The organism is Lentilactobacillus buchneri, assembly GCF_018314255.1.
Lineage (GTDB): Bacteria > Bacillota > Bacilli > Lactobacillales > Lactobacillaceae > Lentilactobacillus > Lentilactobacillus buchneri.
The window spans coordinates 157,828-174,957 of the sequence record NZ_CP073066.1 but is presented as its reverse complement, the minus strand read 5'-3'; the positions used below and the strand labels follow the sequence as shown (position 1 = coordinate 174,957).

Genomic DNA, 17,130 nt, shown 5'->3' with positions numbered 1-17,130 from the left:
AGAAATGGAGGGGATTAAATGTCATACGCAAGTGAGGTCAAAAAGGAACTAACCTCTTTGACCGTTCACCGGGATAATGCCAAGGCTGAATTAATGGCCTTGATTCGAATTAATGGCTCCCTTTCAATATCCAATCATCACTTTGTGTTAAACGTTTCATCCGAAAATCCGGCAATTGCCAGGCGGATGTACAAGCTGCTTTCAAAGTTCTACGGGATCACTGGCGAGCTCAGTGTTCGTCGTAAAATGAAGCTGAAAAAGAATAATTTATATATTTTACGAGTTGAAAATAAGGCAACCCAGCTGTTGGATGATCTGGGCATTTTTGATGGTGCTTCAATCGTTGAACGGGTTCCAAGTCATATGCTGACAGAAGATTCGCAAATCCGCTCATATCTGCGGGGAGCCTTTTTAGCCAGCGGCTCTGTTAATAACCCAGAAACTTCCAGGTATCATTTGGAAATCTATTCCCTGTATGAAAATCATAACGAAATGGTTGCAGAAATGATGAACAAGTATCACCTCAAAGCCCGGACTACGCAACGGCGAAGCGGCTACATCACTTACTTGAAAGAGGCTGAAAAAATTGCCGACTTTTTGCAATTGATCGGTGCGACCAGCTCGATGCTGAAATTTGAAGATATTCGGATTGTTCGCGACATGCGCAACTCCGTGAATCGACTGGTTAATTGTGAAAACGCCAACCTCAACAAGGTTGCCAACGCTGCCAGTAAGCAGATTGAAAATATCAAACTGATTGACGAGATGGTCGGATTAAATAAACTGAACCCTAAGCTGGCCCAAGTTGCCCGGGCGCGCTTGAAACATCCCGAAGTCAGTTTGAAAGAGTTGGGCGACTTGGTGGAGGGTGGACCAATTTCCAAATCCGGGGTTAATCACCGATTGCGAAAGATTAACGAATATGCCGGCAAGCTGGCTCAGGGACTGACCCCTGAAGTTTAGTTTTGACCAAGCTAGTAAAGTTTCAACACATTTTTAAACCTAAAAAAGATTCTAATTATTTCGCTGTGAAATAGTTAGAATCCTTTTTGAATCCAATCATTTAACTGTTAATGACAGAGGTTAGCCCTCACTGACTCTTAAAACACAGGCCCCACGAATATCACCTTTGGCAATATATTTCAGTGCCTCGTCAGCTTTGGCCAACGGATATTCAGTGACCTCCGGATGGATATTGAGTCGATCAGCCAATGTCAGGAACTCTTCACCATCCCGGCGGGTGTTGCTTTCGACACTGGTGAGATTTTTTTCATGGAAAATGTGACTTGGATAACTCATTTGCGGAATATCTGTTGAGTGGATACCGGCCATTGCCAACGTGCCACCTGGTTTCAGCGCTTCCATGGCTTTTGGAACCACGTCACCCACCGGTGTGTAGTTGATTGCCGAATCCAGCTTAACGGGTGGCATATCATAGGTTCCTCTGGCTGAGGCCGCTCCCAGCTGCAGGGCAAATTTCCTGGCATCTTCACCACGGGTTAAAACGTGAACCTCGATGCCTTGTTTCATTGCAATTTGGGCGGTTAGATGAGCCGAGCCACCGAAACCATACAGGCCCAAGGTGCCGCCTGCAGGGACGTTAGCCCGTTCATATGCCCGATAGCCGATGATTCCGGCGCAAAGCAGTGGGGCAGCCGTCAGTGAATCAAACCGGGCCGGAATCCGGTATGCGAAGCCTTCCGGAACAGTGACGTATTCTGCATAGCCGCCATCATGATCCCAGCCGGTATAAAGTGAGTTGGGGCAGAGATTTTCTCTCCCGGACCGGCAATATTCACAAACCCCGCAAGTCCAACGTAACCAAGGAATCCCAATCCGATCGCCTAATTTAAATCGACGGGTTTCAGCACCCATCTGAACGACCCGACCAACGATTTCATGACCGGGCGTCAAATGTTCCTTATGAACCGGCAGATCGCCTTCAGTTACATGGAGATCCGTGTGGCAGACCCCGCAAGCGATGACCTTGACCAAAACTTCGCCTCGTTTTGGTTTTGGCACCGGCTTGGTGGTGTAACGTAAAGGAGAAACCGCACCGTTAATTGAACCAGGCTTAACAATTTCCCAGGCCTTCATCTCAGTGGGGATTGATTCATCAGCAGTTTGTTTAACTTGTTCTTTTGTTTGATTAACATCCATATTAATGGCCTCGATTCATCATTCATCATGTTAATTTTTTAACTAACTTCACCTATATTCTAGTCGGTCATCAACCGATTATCAATCAGGTGGATTATGTAAAAAAAGCAGCCCTCATAAAATGAGGACTGCTTTGAAAGGCATCACACAATTCAATTAACGAATTGAATTACTGCTTTTCGGAACTGCTGGTCATAATGCCATCCAAAAGGCCATAATCAACAGCTTCCTGGGCAGTGAGGTAATTATCACGCTCGGTGTCTTTGTTGATCTTCTCAATTGGTTGACCGGAATTCTCAGCTAAGAGATTGTTGATCATCTTACGAGCTTTGAGAATTTCTTCAGCAGCAATTTCAATTTCAGTTTGTTGACCTTGAGCACCACCAGAAGGTTGGTGAATCAAGACTTGGGCATGTGGCAGAGCAAATCGCTTACCCTTTGCTCCAGAAGAAGCAAGGACAGAAGCCATTGATGCGGCCATTCCCATTACGATCGTTTGAACGTCTGACTTAACAAAGTTCATGGTATCGTAAATGGCCATGCCTGAGGTGATCACACCACCAGGTGAGTTGATGTAGAGGTAAATATCTTTTTCTGAGTCTTGAGCATCCAAGAAAAGTAATTGGGCGATAATCGCATTAGCCATGTCGTCTTCGATAGGGCCTGATAACATGATAATTCGGTCTTTTAGCAAACGTGAATAAATATCATACGCACGTTCACCGCCTGCGGATTGTTCAATGACGGTTGGCACTAAATTCATTCAAGATGCCTCCTTATAGGTTTTATGAAAGATGGCTTACGCCAAGTTCATGTTAATATGATAGTTTATTGGTCAAAAAAGGTCAAATGTTTTGCTCACATCAAATCATTAATTTTTACGGTCAATCTTCATCAGTCTTTGATAAAGAAATGCTTATAATAAGAAAGCGGATTCATTCGTGATACAATAACAGTAATCAGCAAATACCGAGTCGGGAGGATATACTATGAGAACTCATCATATTTCACTGTTAACCAGAGATGCTCAACAAAACATTGATTTTTATACCCGGGTTTTGGGGATGCGCCTGGTAAAAAACACCGTCAATCAGGAAAATATCCGCATTCGTCACTTATTCTACGGTGACTATCTCGGAACACCGGGGTCAGTGGTGACATTTTTTGTGGTGCCATTATTAGGCCATCGGACTGACGGTAAGCATTTCTTCAATAATATCAAACTTTCGATTCCAACCGGGAGCACTGATTTTTGGAAGAAACGGTTAACCGACCATTCAGTGACCGTTCAAGATATTGACCATGGTCTGGTATTCGCCGACCCTGATGATGTGGAAGTTAAATTATTGGAGACGTCAGAAGTTTTAACCGATATGCGGGTGGTTCCTGATAATGGGATCCCCGCTGAAAAACAAATTACGCATTTAATGGGAACAGAACTCCACGTGCCGGATCCTGAAGCTACCAGTGCCTTTTTCCATAACTGGTTGGGCATTCCGGTAGAAAATAATGTTGTCCAATTGGAGGACGGCCAGTCCATTGAATTATTTGAAAGTGACCAGCAAGATGTCCGGACCCGGTTTGGCCGGGGCAGTATCGATCATTTTGCGATTCAAGCCCCAACTAACGCGGCCTTGTTCAAATTCTGGGATATTGCCAAAGAACAGCACTTAAACATTGAAGAGTATGCCGATCGTGGCTGGTTCAAGAGTCTGTACGTCCGCGATCCTGGTGATAACCGGGTTGAAATTGCCACGACGACTCCGGGGTTCAGTCTCGAAGAACCCATTTTGACGATGGGGCAGGGACTGTCATTGCCACCGAAATTTGAGTCCCAACGTCAAGAGATCATGGACTTCTATGCTAAAGAAGGCGTTGATTTTACCGAAGGTGTTCGAGAGCCAACGTCCGTCCCGGATTAACCAGGGGTTGTTGAATTGCGAAGAAAAGATTAACCATCAAAAAAAGAGGTTCAAGGATTAAGCTTGGACCTCTTTGTTGTTTGTGAAATCAAGCCGACCATTGAAAGGACCAAACCGTCAAGAAACATCCCATGACTTACCTGAGATATTTTGGGACTTGATTTGGCACTCCAGAAGCGATAAATGGAATTGTTTGGCATAGGAACAGACACCCTAGTCAGTTTGCATGAAAGTGAGAAAGAGAATGAAAATTGTCGAAGAAACCAAGGTCAGTCCCAAATTGGTGAAGGACTTGTTGACGGTTTGGGAGAGTTCCGTCAAGGCGACCCATTTATTTTTGACAGATAACGAGATTCAAAAGATTAAGAAGGTCATTCCGGAAGCTATTGGCGGCGTCCAGCATTTAATCGTGATTGAAAACGACAATGGGGATCCGGTTGGCTTCATGGGAATTAATGACCGAATGCTTGAAATGTTGTTTATCTCAAATCAATACCGTGGTAAGGGTTTGGGCAAACGACTATTGGATTATGGGATGGAGCAGTATTCGATCGACCAGCTTGGTGTGAACGAACAAAACCCACTTGCGCGCGGATTTTATGAGCACATGGGATTTGAAGTTTACAAGCGCACGGAATTTGATGAACAGGGCAATCACTTTCCAATTCTGTATATGAAAAAAGCGGAATGACGATCAAGCTGATTGCTTACAAAAAAACAGCGGGGCATCTGCCTCACTGTTTCGCTGATTAAAATTGCTTTGTGTCCACTGAACCTAGTTTCACCACTAACACAATTACCTATGTGTCAAAAATGACCTAATGAAACATGAATCCTTGCTTGCGATGGGTCAGTGAAATCTGATGCGCCCGGGGGGAATCGAACCCTCATTTCAAGAACCGGAATCTTACGTGCGATCCATTACACTACGGGCGCAACTTCCTATACCAATATACTAGAAAGTGAGAACTTTTTCAAGAACAAAGAAAAATTGATTGTGAAAACGCTTACTAAATCCATTTGCATTGCAATTCTCCCGCGGTCTGCTATACTCGAATTTGGGTAATATTTTATGGTTACTCGATGCATACTTTGAACTTTCGTTCACAAGGGTGCTGACTTTGTTTTCATTTCATGGTACGATTAACGTGTACTGTGTCTTAATATTTTCTTATTTCCTAAAGGAGGAAAACTTAGTATGACTGTAAAGATTGGTATTAACGGTTTTGGCCGAATTGGTCGTTTGGCTTTCAAGCGGATCCACGAATTACACTCCGACGAGATTGAAGTGGCTGCAATTAACGATTTGACCACTCCATCAATGTTGGCTTATTTATTGAAGTATGATTCAACCCATGGACGTTTCCCTGGTGATGTTTCAGCAACTGACAAGGGTATCGTCGTTGACGGTAAAGAAATTCCTGTTTACGCAGAAAAAGATGCTTCTAACCTTCCTTGGGTTAAAAATGACGGTGTTGACTACGTACTTGAATGTACTGGTTTCTACACTTCAGAAGAAAAATCACAAGCTCATATCAAAGCTGGTGCAAAGCGTGTCTTGATTTCAGCACCTGCTGGTCAAATTAAGACTGTTGTTCCTGGTGTTAACTTGGATGAATTGAACTCAAACGATGTCATCGTTTCAGCTGGTTCATGTACCACTAACTGCTTGGCACCAATGGCTTACTTCATGAACAAAGACTTTGGTATCAAAGTTGGTACTATGACGACTGTTCACGCATTCACTGCTTCACAACAAATTCTTGATGGTCCTAAGACTAAGAAGAAGCGTAACAACCGTACGGCCAGTGCTAACACGATTCCTCATTCAACTGGTGCTGCCAAGGCTATTGGTTTGGTTATCCCAGATCTTGCCGGCAAACTCCAAGGACACGCACAACGTGTTGCTGTCGTTGATGGTTCATTAACTGAATTAGTTGCAGTCCTTGACAAGAAGGTTACTGCTGACGAAGTTAACGATGCTATGAAGAAGCACACCGCTGACAACCCTGCATTTGGTTACAACGCTGACGAAATTGTTTCATCAGATATCATTGATGATTCACATGGTTCAGTATTTGACCCAACTCAAACTGAAGTTACTACTGCCGGTGACAGCCAACTTGTTAAGACTGTTGCTTGGTACGATAACGAATGGGGCTTCACTTGCAACATGGTTCGTACCTTGTTGAAGTTCGCTTCACTTTAATAATTAATTGTAATTGGCGGAGGAGGGTGGCCTTCTCCGTCTTTTACTATCTCGCTATGTTCTCTAGATCACAAATCAAATCGATTTTGGGAGGTTTCCAAATTGGCAAAATTAACAGTTTCTGATTTAAATCTCGAAGGAAAGAAAGTTTTGATGCGTGTCGACTTTAACGTTCCGATCAAAGACGGCGTTATTGGTGACGATAACCGTATCCAAGCTGCTTTACCAACCATTAAGTACGTTTTGGACCACAAAGGCAAAGCAATTCTTTGCTCACATCTTGGCCGAATCAAAAAAGAAGACGACAAGAAGGGCCTTTCATTACGCCCAGTTGCAGAACGTCTTTCCAACTTATTGAACAAGCCGGTTATTTTCGTTCCCGTTACTGAAGGTAAACAGCTTGAAGACGCTATCAACAAAATGGAAGACGGCAGTGTTCTCTTATTTGAAAACACTCGTTATGAAGATGTCGTTAATGGTGAATACGTCAAGCGTGAATCCGGTAATGATCCTAAATTAGGTGAATACTGGGCTTCACTTGCCGACGAATTCATTAACGATGCTTTTGGTACTGCTCACAGATCCCACGCCTCAAACGCTGGAATCGCCGAAGCAATGCACAAAGACGGCAAGCCAGTTGCTGCTGGTTTCTTGATGGAAAAAGAAATTCAGTTCTTAGGCGAAGCTGTTAACAATCCAAAGCGCCCATTTGTTGCTATTCTCGGTGGTGCCAAAGTTTCTGATAAGATCGGTGTGATTGACAATCTGCTCGATAAGGCAGACAAGATCATCATCGGTGGTGGAATGACTTACACATTCTATGCAGCCAAAGGAATCAAGATTGGTGACTCATTGATCGAAAAAGACAAGATTGATGTTGCCAAGAAGATCCTTGAAAAGGGTGGCGACAAGATCGTTCTCCCAACTGACAACGTGGTTGCTAAAGAATTTAAGAACGACGCAGAACACAAAGTTGTTGCCGGTGACATTGATGACGGCTGGATGGCTTTGGACATTGGTCCTAAGTCAATTGAAGACTTTGAAAATGTTCTTAAAGATGCTAAGACCGTTGTTTGGAACGGACCGATGGGTGTCTTTGAAATGCCTAACTACGCCCAAGGAACCCTTCGCATTGGTAAGTTCCTTGGAACGTTAAACGATGCGACTACAATTGTTGGTGGTGGTGATTCAACTGCCGCTGTCAAACAATTAGGCGTTGCTGACAAATTGACCCACATTTCAACTGGTGGTGGTGCTTCACTTCAATATCTTGAAGGTAAAACACTCCCTGGTATTGCAGCAATTGACAACAAATAATTGACGAAGAGCTTGCTATTTAGCGAGCTCTTTTTCTTTTACTAAAAATTGGTATAGGAGAAAAATGTGGCTTTTAAATTCTCTTTTGGTTACAATGGCATTAAGCTAAAAAATGTAAAGGATGATTCTTATGAGAATTCCGTTCGTTGCGGGTAACTGGAAAATGAATTTATCAGTCGCTGAAGCAGTCAAATTTCTTCAAGCCATCGAGGGTAAATTACCCGATCCTAAGATAACCGAGACCTGTATTGCGGCTTCGCCACTCTTTTTGGAGAGCATGGTCGAAGAAAATGGTGATTCACCACTGATTATCTCCGCTGAAAATTGTTTTTATGAAGACGAGGGCGCATACACCGGGGAGACCAGCCCCAAAGCGCTTGCCGAAATGGGCGTGACCCACGTTATTATTGGTCATTCAGAGCGTCGTAAGTACTTTAACGAAACCGACGACATTATTAATAAAAAGGTTCACGCTGCTTTTCGCAACCAATTAACACCAATCATCTGCTGTGATGAAACGATGAGCCGGCGTGAATCCGCTGATCGAATTTCCTGGGTGGTCAGTCAAGTGACCAACGCCCTTAAATCGATTACCCCGCAACAAGCTGAGAAGATCATTGTTGCTTACGAACCCAGTTGGGCAATCGGCAGCGGCAAAACCGCCAGCAGCGATGAAGCCGAAGAGGGTTGTTATTTAATTCGTCAAACCATTGCTGATTTGTATGGCGATGATATTGCCGATCAAGTCCGAGTTTTGTATGGCGGCAGTGTAAACGACGAAAACGCCGATGACATTCTGTCACAGACTGATATCGACGGTGTTTTGGCCGGTGGTGCCAGCTTAAAACCGGATTCATTCTTAAAGCTTGCAAACTTTTTACAAAAATAGTTAAATTCGCTGATTTATGTTGAAACTTCGGCGAGAAACTAATAGAATTGAAGTTGAACCTTGTACAAAAGGTCACAACTTTCGCTAAGGAGAGAAAAAAACATGTCAATTATTTCTGATATTTATGCTCGTGAGGTTCTAGACTCTCGTGGTAACCCAACTGTTGAAGTTGAATTGTATACTGAAGCAGGTGCAATGGGCCGTGGAATCGTTCCTTCAGGTGCTTCAACTGGTGAACACGAAGCTGTTGAACTCCGTGATGGTGACAAGGATCGTTACATGGGCAAGGGCGTTACCAAAGCCGTTGACAACGTTAATAACATCATCGCTAAAGAAATTGTTGGCTACGATGTTACTGACCAATTGGCTATTGATAAGGCTATGATCGAATTGGACGGTACCCCCAACAAGGGTAAGTTAGGTGCCAATGCGATCTTGGGTGTTTCATTAGCTGCTGCTCGTGCTGCTGCTGACGAATTGGAAGTTCCATTGTACAACTACCTTGGTGGTTTCAATGGTCACTTGCTCCCAACACCAATGTTGAACGTTATCAATGGTGGTAAGCATGCCAACAACAAGGTTGATTTCCAAGAATTCATGATCATGCCTATTGGTGCTCCAACCATCAAAGAAGCTATTCGTTGGAGTTCTGAAACATTCCACAACTTGAAGAACTTGTTGAATGAACGCGGATACTCAACTGCCGTTGGTGATGAAGGTGGATTTGCTCCTGACTTGAAGAACAACGAGGAACCATTTGAAATCCTTGTTGAAGCTATTCAACGTGCAGGCTACAAGCCAGGTAAAGACATTGCCATTGCCTTTGACTGTGCAGCATCAGAATTCTACAACACCGATACTAAGAAATATGATTTAAAGGGTGACGGTAAGTCATACACTGCTGATGAATTTGTGACTTTGCTTGAAAGCATCGTTGACAAATACCCAGTTATTTCAATCGAGGATCCTCTTGATGAAAACGAATGGGCTGATTGGCAAATGGCTACTAAACGCCTTGGTAAGAAAGTTCAAATCGTTGGTGATGATTTGTTTGTTACCAACACTGATTACCTTAAGAAAGGTATCAACATGGGCGTTGCCAATGCTATCTTAATCAAGCTTAACCAAATTGGTACTTTGACTGAAACTGTCGAAGCTGTTGAAATGGCCAAAGAAGCAGGCTACACTGCAATCATTTCACACCGTTCTGGTGAAACTGAAGATACCACGATTGCTGACTTGGTTGTTGGCCTCAATGCCGGTCAAATCAAGACTGGTTCAATGAGCCGTGGCGAACGAATTGCCAAGTACAACCAATTGATGAGAATTGAAGACCAACTCGGTGACGTTGCCGATTACAAAGGAATTCACTCATTCTACAACTTGTCAGAACAAGCACGTCAAGACATCTTAAACAAGTAATTTGAAAAAAGTCGTGAAAGCGACTTTTTTTGTACATAAAACGCCTCCATTTTTGCGTATCTAACTCTTAGATCACAAATAATGGAGGTATTATTTTGAAAAAAACACTTTTATTATCAGTTTCGTTAGGCGTGCTGGGATTCGCCAGCCCACTGGTGCATGAGCAGATTGTTGGTGCTGAAACCAGTCAAACAGCTACCCAGGAGTTTCCTGACAAAATTACCATCCACCAACAGTTTCAAGTTAGAAACATCCGTGGTGACAAGTCGGTGCTTGACAAACAAGCCACAGTCAAGATGTACATTGATAAGAGTAAGTCGTCAACCTTTAGTGCCCCGGACAACGTTCCACATTACCATCCGGTCGTTTCCGAAGTGCATTATTCTCCCGGAATGGTGGTTAACTATATGGCAGAAGATGCTGTGGTGACCATCAAGTACCTTGATGAAAATAACCAACCAATTCAGGACAACAAGGTTTTCAATCAAGCAACTATCTTTGGTACCTACCGCCTTAATAAAAACGAATTTGACGTTTCAGGTTATGAACTGCTCAATTCAAAGGATATCAACGGAAAAATCAAAGAGACCAACTGGGATGTGACCCTCAAATATAAGAGCCTTAATCCATTGATTGCTGCGGATAAGTTGGCTAATGTGGTTGTACCAGACCAGCCAGAACCTGGTAATTCCAAGTCTGGTGAAACTGGGCAGACAAGCGAACCAATTCAGCTCGTTAGTGAAAAGCCCATGAGCGAGTCTGCTTCAAGGCCGGTGGTTTCAACGACTGCGACAACTGACATGCAACCATCACCAAGTACACCGAGCGAGGCTGGCAATCGTGTCGTTCCATCCGTTACCCAAACAGAACCAGTGCACCAACCGGATGTCAAACCAGCCGAAACGCCCGATAAAGAAGTCAAGGACGCTACCACTTCCAAGTCCGGCCCCAAACATGATGATAAAAAAGTGAAGGTAGTGGGTGCCACAGGGGCTGAAAACGGCCAATTAAACTCACCAGTGGCGGCGCCGGGAACCAAATTGCCGGATCCTGAACCCAAAACCCAGCCCGCCACTAAAACCAATGGGGCGTCATCATCATCTGATAAAGAGACTGGTGCCACTAAACCTGAAAGCAAAAAGGAAGGCGCAGTTGCAGATTCGTCGACTAATGCAAAGTCGACATCATCCGTTCAGTCCGAAACCGGCAAAAAATCCAGATCATCCAAGCCGGTAGAAACCACAGCCGAATCACTCAACCCCGATGAAAAAGTGCAGGAAATTTCAAAAACGTCTGCGAAGCCGTCTGAAAAGCCAGCCGACCTTCCTGGTAAAACCACAGATCAATCCGGCTCCACAAAGAACACAGTTAAGACTTCCGAATCTGATTCAAAAGACTCAGAAAAACCGGTCGTTCAAACAAAACCCAAAATTCCGGAAATCAACCAGACAAAGGTACCCGAAAAATCAACCGATCATCAGGAAAAGCAACCAATGACCACAACCTATCAACTCCATGGGATCGACACTCACGGCCACTTACTCTTCAATAAAGCCCTGCATCTCACTTCAGAAGAGGCCCGGGCATTCCGGTCAAAGAACGTCGAATTTTATGGCTATGAATTACAGTCCACCGACCTGGATGCAAGTTCGAAAACCCTGACATTGCATTATACTGCTAAAAAAGTCACCTTTAATATTATCAACGTGGATCAGGATGGCAAAACCATCTCTAAAGACTCAGTGGAACTTGAATATGGCCAAACCAAGACTTACACGGCCAAGTTTATTTCAGGTTATCGGGTTCAGCAACCAACCCAGGAACTGAAGGCTGACAATCTGATGCCTGAAGATGTACAATTCACTTACATCAAATTAGCCGATAAATCAAACAAGCCATTAGCTGAACCGACTGCACTCAGCTCAAAGACTGGCCACAAAAAAGGGCGTCAGTCAGCTATCAGTGGCCGGAATCCGTCTGAAACCAAAGCAAAGCGACACAACGAAGCCAAAGACGCTTCGGATGTTTCAGAAAAGCTTCCCCAAACCGGTGAATCGCAGTCCGTTGTCGGTGTTTTGTCGGGGGTGGTGCTTCTTGGCGCGTTAATCGGCAAAAAACTTTTCAAACGACTCATTTGATTATGATATGATGGATATCAGAAATCATTAAAGGATGAGCAAAATTGCAGGTAAGAGGAAGTTACAAGCTGTCTCAAGTAAAAACAATCGTTAACGGGATCGTCATTGGTGTACTCGCCGGATCGGCAGTCTCGATGTTTCGGTGGTCAATTGGCCATATGACGGATTTCATGCGCTATCTTTATATCAATTCGATCCATCATCTGTCGTTTCTACTGACGACAATTGTCATTAATGTTGCCATTGGCTTATTGGTTGGCTGGTTTCTAAAGCAGCAGCCGGATATTAAAGGATCCGGCATTCCACAAGTTGAAGGTCAATTGTTAGGTGAGGTTGATTACGGCTGGTGGGCGATTCTGTGGCGGAAATTTGTTGGTGGCATTTTGGCGATTGGAAGTGGTTTATATCTCGGTCGCGAAGGTCCCTCAATTCAGTTGGGGTCAACTTTGGGGCAGGGAGTTGCCCATTTCACCAAACAAGTTGGGTTTGATCGCCAAGTGCTCATTTCCAGTGGTGCCGCTGCTGGCTTAAGTGCGGCTTTTAACGCCCCAATTGCCAGTACGCTGTTTGTTTTGGAAGAGATTTATCATAACTTTTCCACCAATATTTGGATTGTTTCGCTCACATCTGCGGTCACTTCTGACATGGTTGCGACGTATGTTTTTGGCCTCAAGCCGGTTTTATACATGCGAAGTACGCCACTGCCACTCAAATATTTTTTGTGGGTTGTCATTTTAGGAATTGTCCTTGGCGTGTTGGGCCGGTTATATCAGATGGTTATTCTTCGGATGGGAAAGTGGTATCGGCATACTCATATTCCCTGGTACTTCAACGGAATTATTCCGCTGTTGTTGGTGATCCCAATGGGAGCGTTTTTCCCGCACTTGTTGGGTGGCGGGAGTGACATTATTCTGAGGTTGAGTTCGGCAAATTATCCAACTCTGATTTTATGTCTTTATTTCATAATTCGGTTTGTTTTCTCGATGCTTTCATACGGGAGTGGCCTTCCCGGCGGCATTTTCCTGCCAATTCTTTGCCTTGGTGGTTTAATCGGCGCGATTGTCGGCAGTATCGCTGTCAATCTTGGGTTGATGAATCCACTGTATTTCTCGAGTTTCATTATTATGGGGATGGCCGGATACTTTGCGGCAATCAGTAAGGCCCCTTTCACGGCAATTCTTTTGATTACAGAGATGGTTGGGACTCTGACCCATCTCCTTGGCCTGGCGGTCGTGTCTTTAATCGCATACGGCGTCTTAGACCTGTTAAACGGCAAACCGGTCTATTACTCGATGCTTCAGCAGCTCCTGAAAGTTCAGACCAAGATGAATTTGGGTCGAACTGCTGAAATTATGGAAACCGTGTATGCCGGTTCACAGATGGATGGCAAAATGGTGCGTCAGATCAAATGGCCAATGGGGTCACTGCTGACCAAGATTCAACGAAACGGTGTCGAAATTGTGCCTGCTGGCGGCACCTTGATTCGATGGGGCGATACATTGTTCATCAACGTCTCAACTAAAAATCAGCACGCGATCACCCAGCAAATTATTACCTTAACAACAGAAACTTAATCCCAAAAGGTAGCGAATTCTGCTATAATGTGTTAGTTTAGTAAGAGTAGTATTAAGCCGATTTAACGGTAGGAGGCTATCAACGTGTACAACTTTTTGTTAACATTATTGCTGATCGACTGTGTTTTAATTACAATCGCAGTGTTAATGCAACCATCAAAGACTAATGACGCCATGTCCGCCTTAACTGGTGGGGCCGATGACTTGTTTGCAAAGCAGAAGCCACGTGGCTTTGAAGCATTCATGCAAAAAACTACACTTGTTTTAGGGATAATTTTCTTTCTCTTAGCACTTGCATTAGTTTGGATATCATCTCATTAGTATTCAATCCTCCTGTTTAAATGCAGGGGGATTTTTATTATAATTGAATGGGTGGACATGAAAGGATGGGTGCTATGCAAACACCAGTCAAATCTTTTTATTTTGAACACGGACCGAGAGCAATTATTCTGTTGCATGCTTTTGCCAGTGGCCCGGTTGACGTTCGAATGCTCGCGAGGTATTTGGAGCGTCAGAATTATACCGTGTATGCGCCAATGTTTACTGGCCATGGGACGGCTGATTTTACCGATATCCTGATTCAGGGAACGCCCGAGCGTTGGTGGAACGATGCCAAACGGGCCGTCCAGTTTCTAAAGGACAGGGGATATACCCAAATCAGTATCTTTGGCATCTCGCTGGGCGGTATTTTTGCCGCTAAAACGCTGGAGAATGATCCGACTTTACTCGGCGGCGGTTCGTTTGGATCACCAATTGTTCGAAAGCGTCAGTTTAGTGTTCATAATACCTTTATGCAAATGGCCAAAGCCAATTTTGTTCAGTATGATACCAATGAAGCGATTATGAATTCAAAACTCAAGTGGCTTGACGAAAATATTGATATACTATTAGGTAAGATTGCTGATTTCACAGTTGGTGTGGCGCAGGATTTACCTAAAATCACCCAACCATACTTCATCGGTCAGGGGTTAAGCGATGAGATCGTGAATCCTGAAAGTGCCAAGTCTTTGAGGGATGGATTGGTGAACAGTCGGGTCAGTTACCACGAATACCCCAACGCCAGTCACATGATTACCGTTAATCCTGCTCACAAGCAGCTTGAGGCTGATTTAACCGAATTTTTAACACAACTTTATGAATAATAAGAGGAATATAGATTGCAAGATAATGATTTGAAAAATCAAATAGAAAACGTTCTCCGAACCTATCCGGATAACGTGTTTACTGTCGAGAAAATTGCTGACGTCCTGAGATCGCATGGTTCAGCAGCCTTTAAGCTGATTGTTCAAGAATTGGCTTCTTTGGAACGCGATAAAGTCGCCGTTGTGACTGAAGACGGCAAGTTTCAATTGAATCCTGATAAACAACAATTAAGTGGTATTTTCCACGCTAATGACAAAGGGTTTGGTTTCGTCACTTATGATGAAAATGCTCCAGATGCTTACATTGCGCCCGATAACACCATGAATGCACTGAATGGTGATACTGTGGAAATGGAAATCGTCCGGCCTGCACAACCGGGATCCGATCGGGGCCCGGAAGGCAAAGTCACTAAAATTGCCGAACACAAATATACCCGCGTGGTTGGACCGTTTGAAAAGACTGATGATGACAAAGGATACATTGGTCAATTAACCCTCAACGATAAGAAAATTGCCAAGTACAAATTTTATATCAACGACGTCGGGCTGAAGCCAACACCTGGTGAAGTGATCACTGCTCAAATCACCGAATACCCATCTACCAAGCACCCTGATTACATGGTGGGGATTGCCGATGAAGTTATTGGATCAGTTGATGACCCAGGAATTGACATTTTACAGATTGTTTATGCCCATGATATTCCCGCTGAGTTCCCTGAAGATGTCATTCAGGCTGCAGATGCCATCCCAGATCACGTGACTGAAGCCGAGAAGATTGGCCGAGAAGATATTACTGATCAGGATTTGGTGACCATCGACGGGGAATCTTCTAAAGATTTGGACGATGCGGTTACCGCTTGGAAACTCCCCAATGGCAATTATCATTTAGGGGTTCATATCGCTGACGTGAGCCATTATGTTCAACCCGGCAGCGCCATTGACAAAGAAGCATTCCGTCGTGGGACTTCCGTTTATCTGACTGACCGTGTGATTCCAATGCTGCCAAGACGTTTATCCAACGGAATCTGTTCGCTGAACGAAGGCGAATTACGATTATGTATGAGTTGTGAAATGGAGATTGATCCATCCGGCAATATCATCAAGCATCGGATTCACCCGAGTTTGATGCGTTCAACCGCCCGAATGACCTACACAGCGGTTAACAACATTTTGGAATCCCACGATCAAAAAACCATGGACCGTTACGATAAATTGGTTCCCATGTTTGAAACCATGGGTGAGCTGCACAAAATTTTATACAAGCATCGAAAAGCGCGTGGGGCAATTGACTTCGACGATAACGAAGCAGAAATTATCGTGGATGACAAAGGCCACCCAATCGATATTAAGCTGCGGGTTCGTGGTACTGCCGAGCGGATGATTGAATCATTCATGCTGGCCGCGAACGAAACGGTTGCCAAGCACTACTATGAAAAACACGTTCCCTTTATTTACCGGGTCCATGAAACGCCGGATGCCGATCGGATCAGAACCTTCTTTGAGACGTTGACTGCATTCGGGATTAATGTGAAGGGTGATCCAGAGCATGTGACCCCAAAGACTTTACAAAATGTCTTGAAAAAAGTTGCCGGCAAGCCTGAAGAAATGATGGTTTCAGTGATGCTGCTGCGGAGTTTGAAGCAGGCTCGTTACGCCGATCAGTCTTTGGGACACTTTGGGTTGGCAGCACCGTTCTATACCCATTTCACATCGCCAATTCGGCGTTATCCAGATACAATGGTTCATCGATTGATTCATTATTATCAAGATAACGGGATTAACGATGAGACCAAGAAACGTTATGCCAACGTGTTGGATGAAATTGCGACGACGACTTCTCAATACGAACGTCGGGCCGTTGATGCCGAACGTGATACCGATTCAATGAAGAAAGCTGAATATATGAACGATCACATCGGCGAAGAATTCGATGGGGTTGTCAGTTCAGTTATGAAATTTGGTCTGTTCATTGAGTTGCCAAATACGGTTGAAGGCTTGGTTCACATCAGCCGAATGAATGATGACTACTATCAATACGTGGAACAATTTATGGCCTTGGTTGGTCGAAATACTCGGCGAACCTACAAGATGGGTCAGGCAATCCGAGTTAAAGTGGTCAATGTTGACGTCAAGCAGAGTGCCGTTGACTTTGATATTGTTGATCCTGAAAAGACGCCACAAAGTAACATGTTGCCAAAGCGGACTTATCATAATAATAACTACCATGGCAATAATGAGCGCCACGGCAATTCGAATAACAATTCCCGTTCCAATCACGCCAACAACAACCGTGGGAGAAACAACCATGGCAACAACGGACATCGGAACCATAATAAACATTAAGCTGTAAGCGAGGT

General features: G+C 44.1%; 14 protein-coding genes and 1 tRNA gene. 12 read left to right on the top strand and 3 right to left on the bottom strand.

The window, feature by feature from the left end; translation table 11 throughout:
- Positions 1–18 precede the first annotated feature (18 nt).
- Positions 19–963, top strand: a complete 945-nt coding sequence (whiA, locus tag KE627_RS00945; protein WP_056938707.1) for a DNA-binding protein WhiA — start codon at positions 19–21, stop codon at positions 961–963.
- 120 nt (positions 964–1,083) lie between these two features.
- Here whiA and KE627_RS00940 read toward each other — a convergent pair whose 3' ends face one another.
- Positions 1,084–2,160, bottom strand: a complete 1,077-nt coding sequence (locus KE627_RS00940; protein ID WP_013728124.1) for a zinc-dependent alcohol dehydrogenase family protein — start codon at positions 2,158–2,160, stop codon at positions 1,084–1,086.
- A gap of 169 nt (positions 2,161–2,329) precedes the next feature.
- Positions 2,330–2,923 carry an ATP-dependent Clp protease proteolytic subunit gene (locus KE627_RS00935; protein ID WP_013728123.1) on the bottom strand — a complete coding sequence of 198 codons (594 nt, stop codon included), beginning with the start codon at positions 2,921–2,923 and terminating at the stop codon, positions 2,330–2,332.
- Between the two features lie 226 nt (positions 2,924–3,149).
- Between KE627_RS00935 and KE627_RS00930 the strand changes: the two genes are divergently transcribed.
- Both KE627_RS00930 and KE627_RS00925 read left to right on the top strand, forming a co-directional pair.
- Positions 3,150–4,082, top strand: coding sequence for a VOC family protein (locus tag KE627_RS00930; protein WP_013728122.1), 933 nt, complete (start codon positions 3,150–3,152; stop codon positions 4,080–4,082).
- A gap of 244 nt (positions 4,083–4,326) precedes the next feature.
- Positions 4,327–4,773, top strand: a complete 447-nt coding sequence (locus tag KE627_RS00925) for a GNAT family N-acetyltransferase (RefSeq protein WP_013728121.1) — start codon at positions 4,327–4,329, stop codon at positions 4,771–4,773.
- 173 nt (positions 4,774–4,946) lie between these two features.
- Here the strand turns inward: KE627_RS00925 and KE627_RS00920 are convergent.
- Positions 4,947–5,018, bottom strand: a tRNA-Arg gene (locus KE627_RS00920).
- 262 nt (positions 5,019–5,280) lie between these two features.
- Here KE627_RS00920 and gap point away from each other — a divergent pair.
- The 9 genes from gap (at position 5,281) to rnr (ending at position 17,116) form a co-directional block, all read left to right on the top strand.
- On the top strand, positions 5,281–6,291 hold the full coding sequence (gene gap, locus KE627_RS00915; protein ID WP_013728120.1) for a type I glyceraldehyde-3-phosphate dehydrogenase: 1,011 nt from the start codon (positions 5,281–5,283) through the stop codon (positions 6,289–6,291).
- A 102-nt stretch (positions 6,292–6,393) separates the two neighbouring features.
- The gene (locus KE627_RS00910) at positions 6,394–7,608 is read left to right on the top strand and encodes a phosphoglycerate kinase (RefSeq protein ID WP_013728119.1); all 1,215 of its coding nucleotides are present in this window, start codon (positions 6,394–6,396) and stop codon (positions 7,606–7,608) included.
- A gap of 130 nt (positions 7,609–7,738) precedes the next feature.
- A complete protein-coding gene (tpiA, locus tag KE627_RS00905; protein WP_013728118.1) occupies positions 7,739–8,497 on the top strand; it encodes a triose-phosphate isomerase in 759 nt (252 codons plus the stop codon).
- Positions 8,498–8,599: 102 nt separating this feature from the next.
- Positions 8,600–9,919 (top strand): phosphopyruvate hydratase, encoded by a 1,320-nt coding sequence (gene eno, locus KE627_RS00900; protein ID WP_056938708.1) that lies wholly within the window; start codon positions 8,600–8,602, stop codon positions 9,917–9,919.
- Positions 9,920–10,014: 95 nt separating this feature from the next.
- On the top strand, positions 10,015–12,057 hold the full coding sequence (locus KE627_RS00895) for a MucBP domain-containing protein (protein ID WP_056938709.1): 2,043 nt from the start codon (positions 10,015–10,017) through the stop codon (positions 12,055–12,057).
- A gap of 44 nt (positions 12,058–12,101) precedes the next feature.
- Entirely contained in the window at positions 12,102–13,631 is a 1,530-nt protein-coding gene (locus KE627_RS00890; RefSeq protein ID WP_013728114.1) for a ClC family H(+)/Cl(-) exchange transporter, read from the top strand.
- An 84-nt stretch (positions 13,632–13,715) separates the two neighbouring features.
- Positions 13,716–13,952: a preprotein translocase subunit SecG gene (secG, locus tag KE627_RS00885; protein ID WP_013728113.1), complete on the top strand. Its 237-nt coding sequence runs from the start codon at positions 13,716–13,718 to the stop codon at positions 13,950–13,952.
- A 74-nt stretch (positions 13,953–14,026) separates the two neighbouring features.
- A complete protein-coding gene (locus KE627_RS00880) occupies positions 14,027–14,773 on the top strand; it encodes an alpha/beta hydrolase (protein WP_013728112.1) in 747 nt (248 codons plus the stop codon).
- Positions 14,774–14,788: 15 nt separating this feature from the next.
- Positions 14,789–17,116 carry a ribonuclease R gene (gene rnr, locus KE627_RS00875; RefSeq protein WP_013728111.1) on the top strand — a complete coding sequence of 776 codons (2,328 nt, stop codon included), beginning with the start codon at positions 14,789–14,791 and terminating at the stop codon, positions 17,114–17,116.
- The last annotated feature ends 14 nt before the right edge of the window (positions 17,117–17,130 follow it).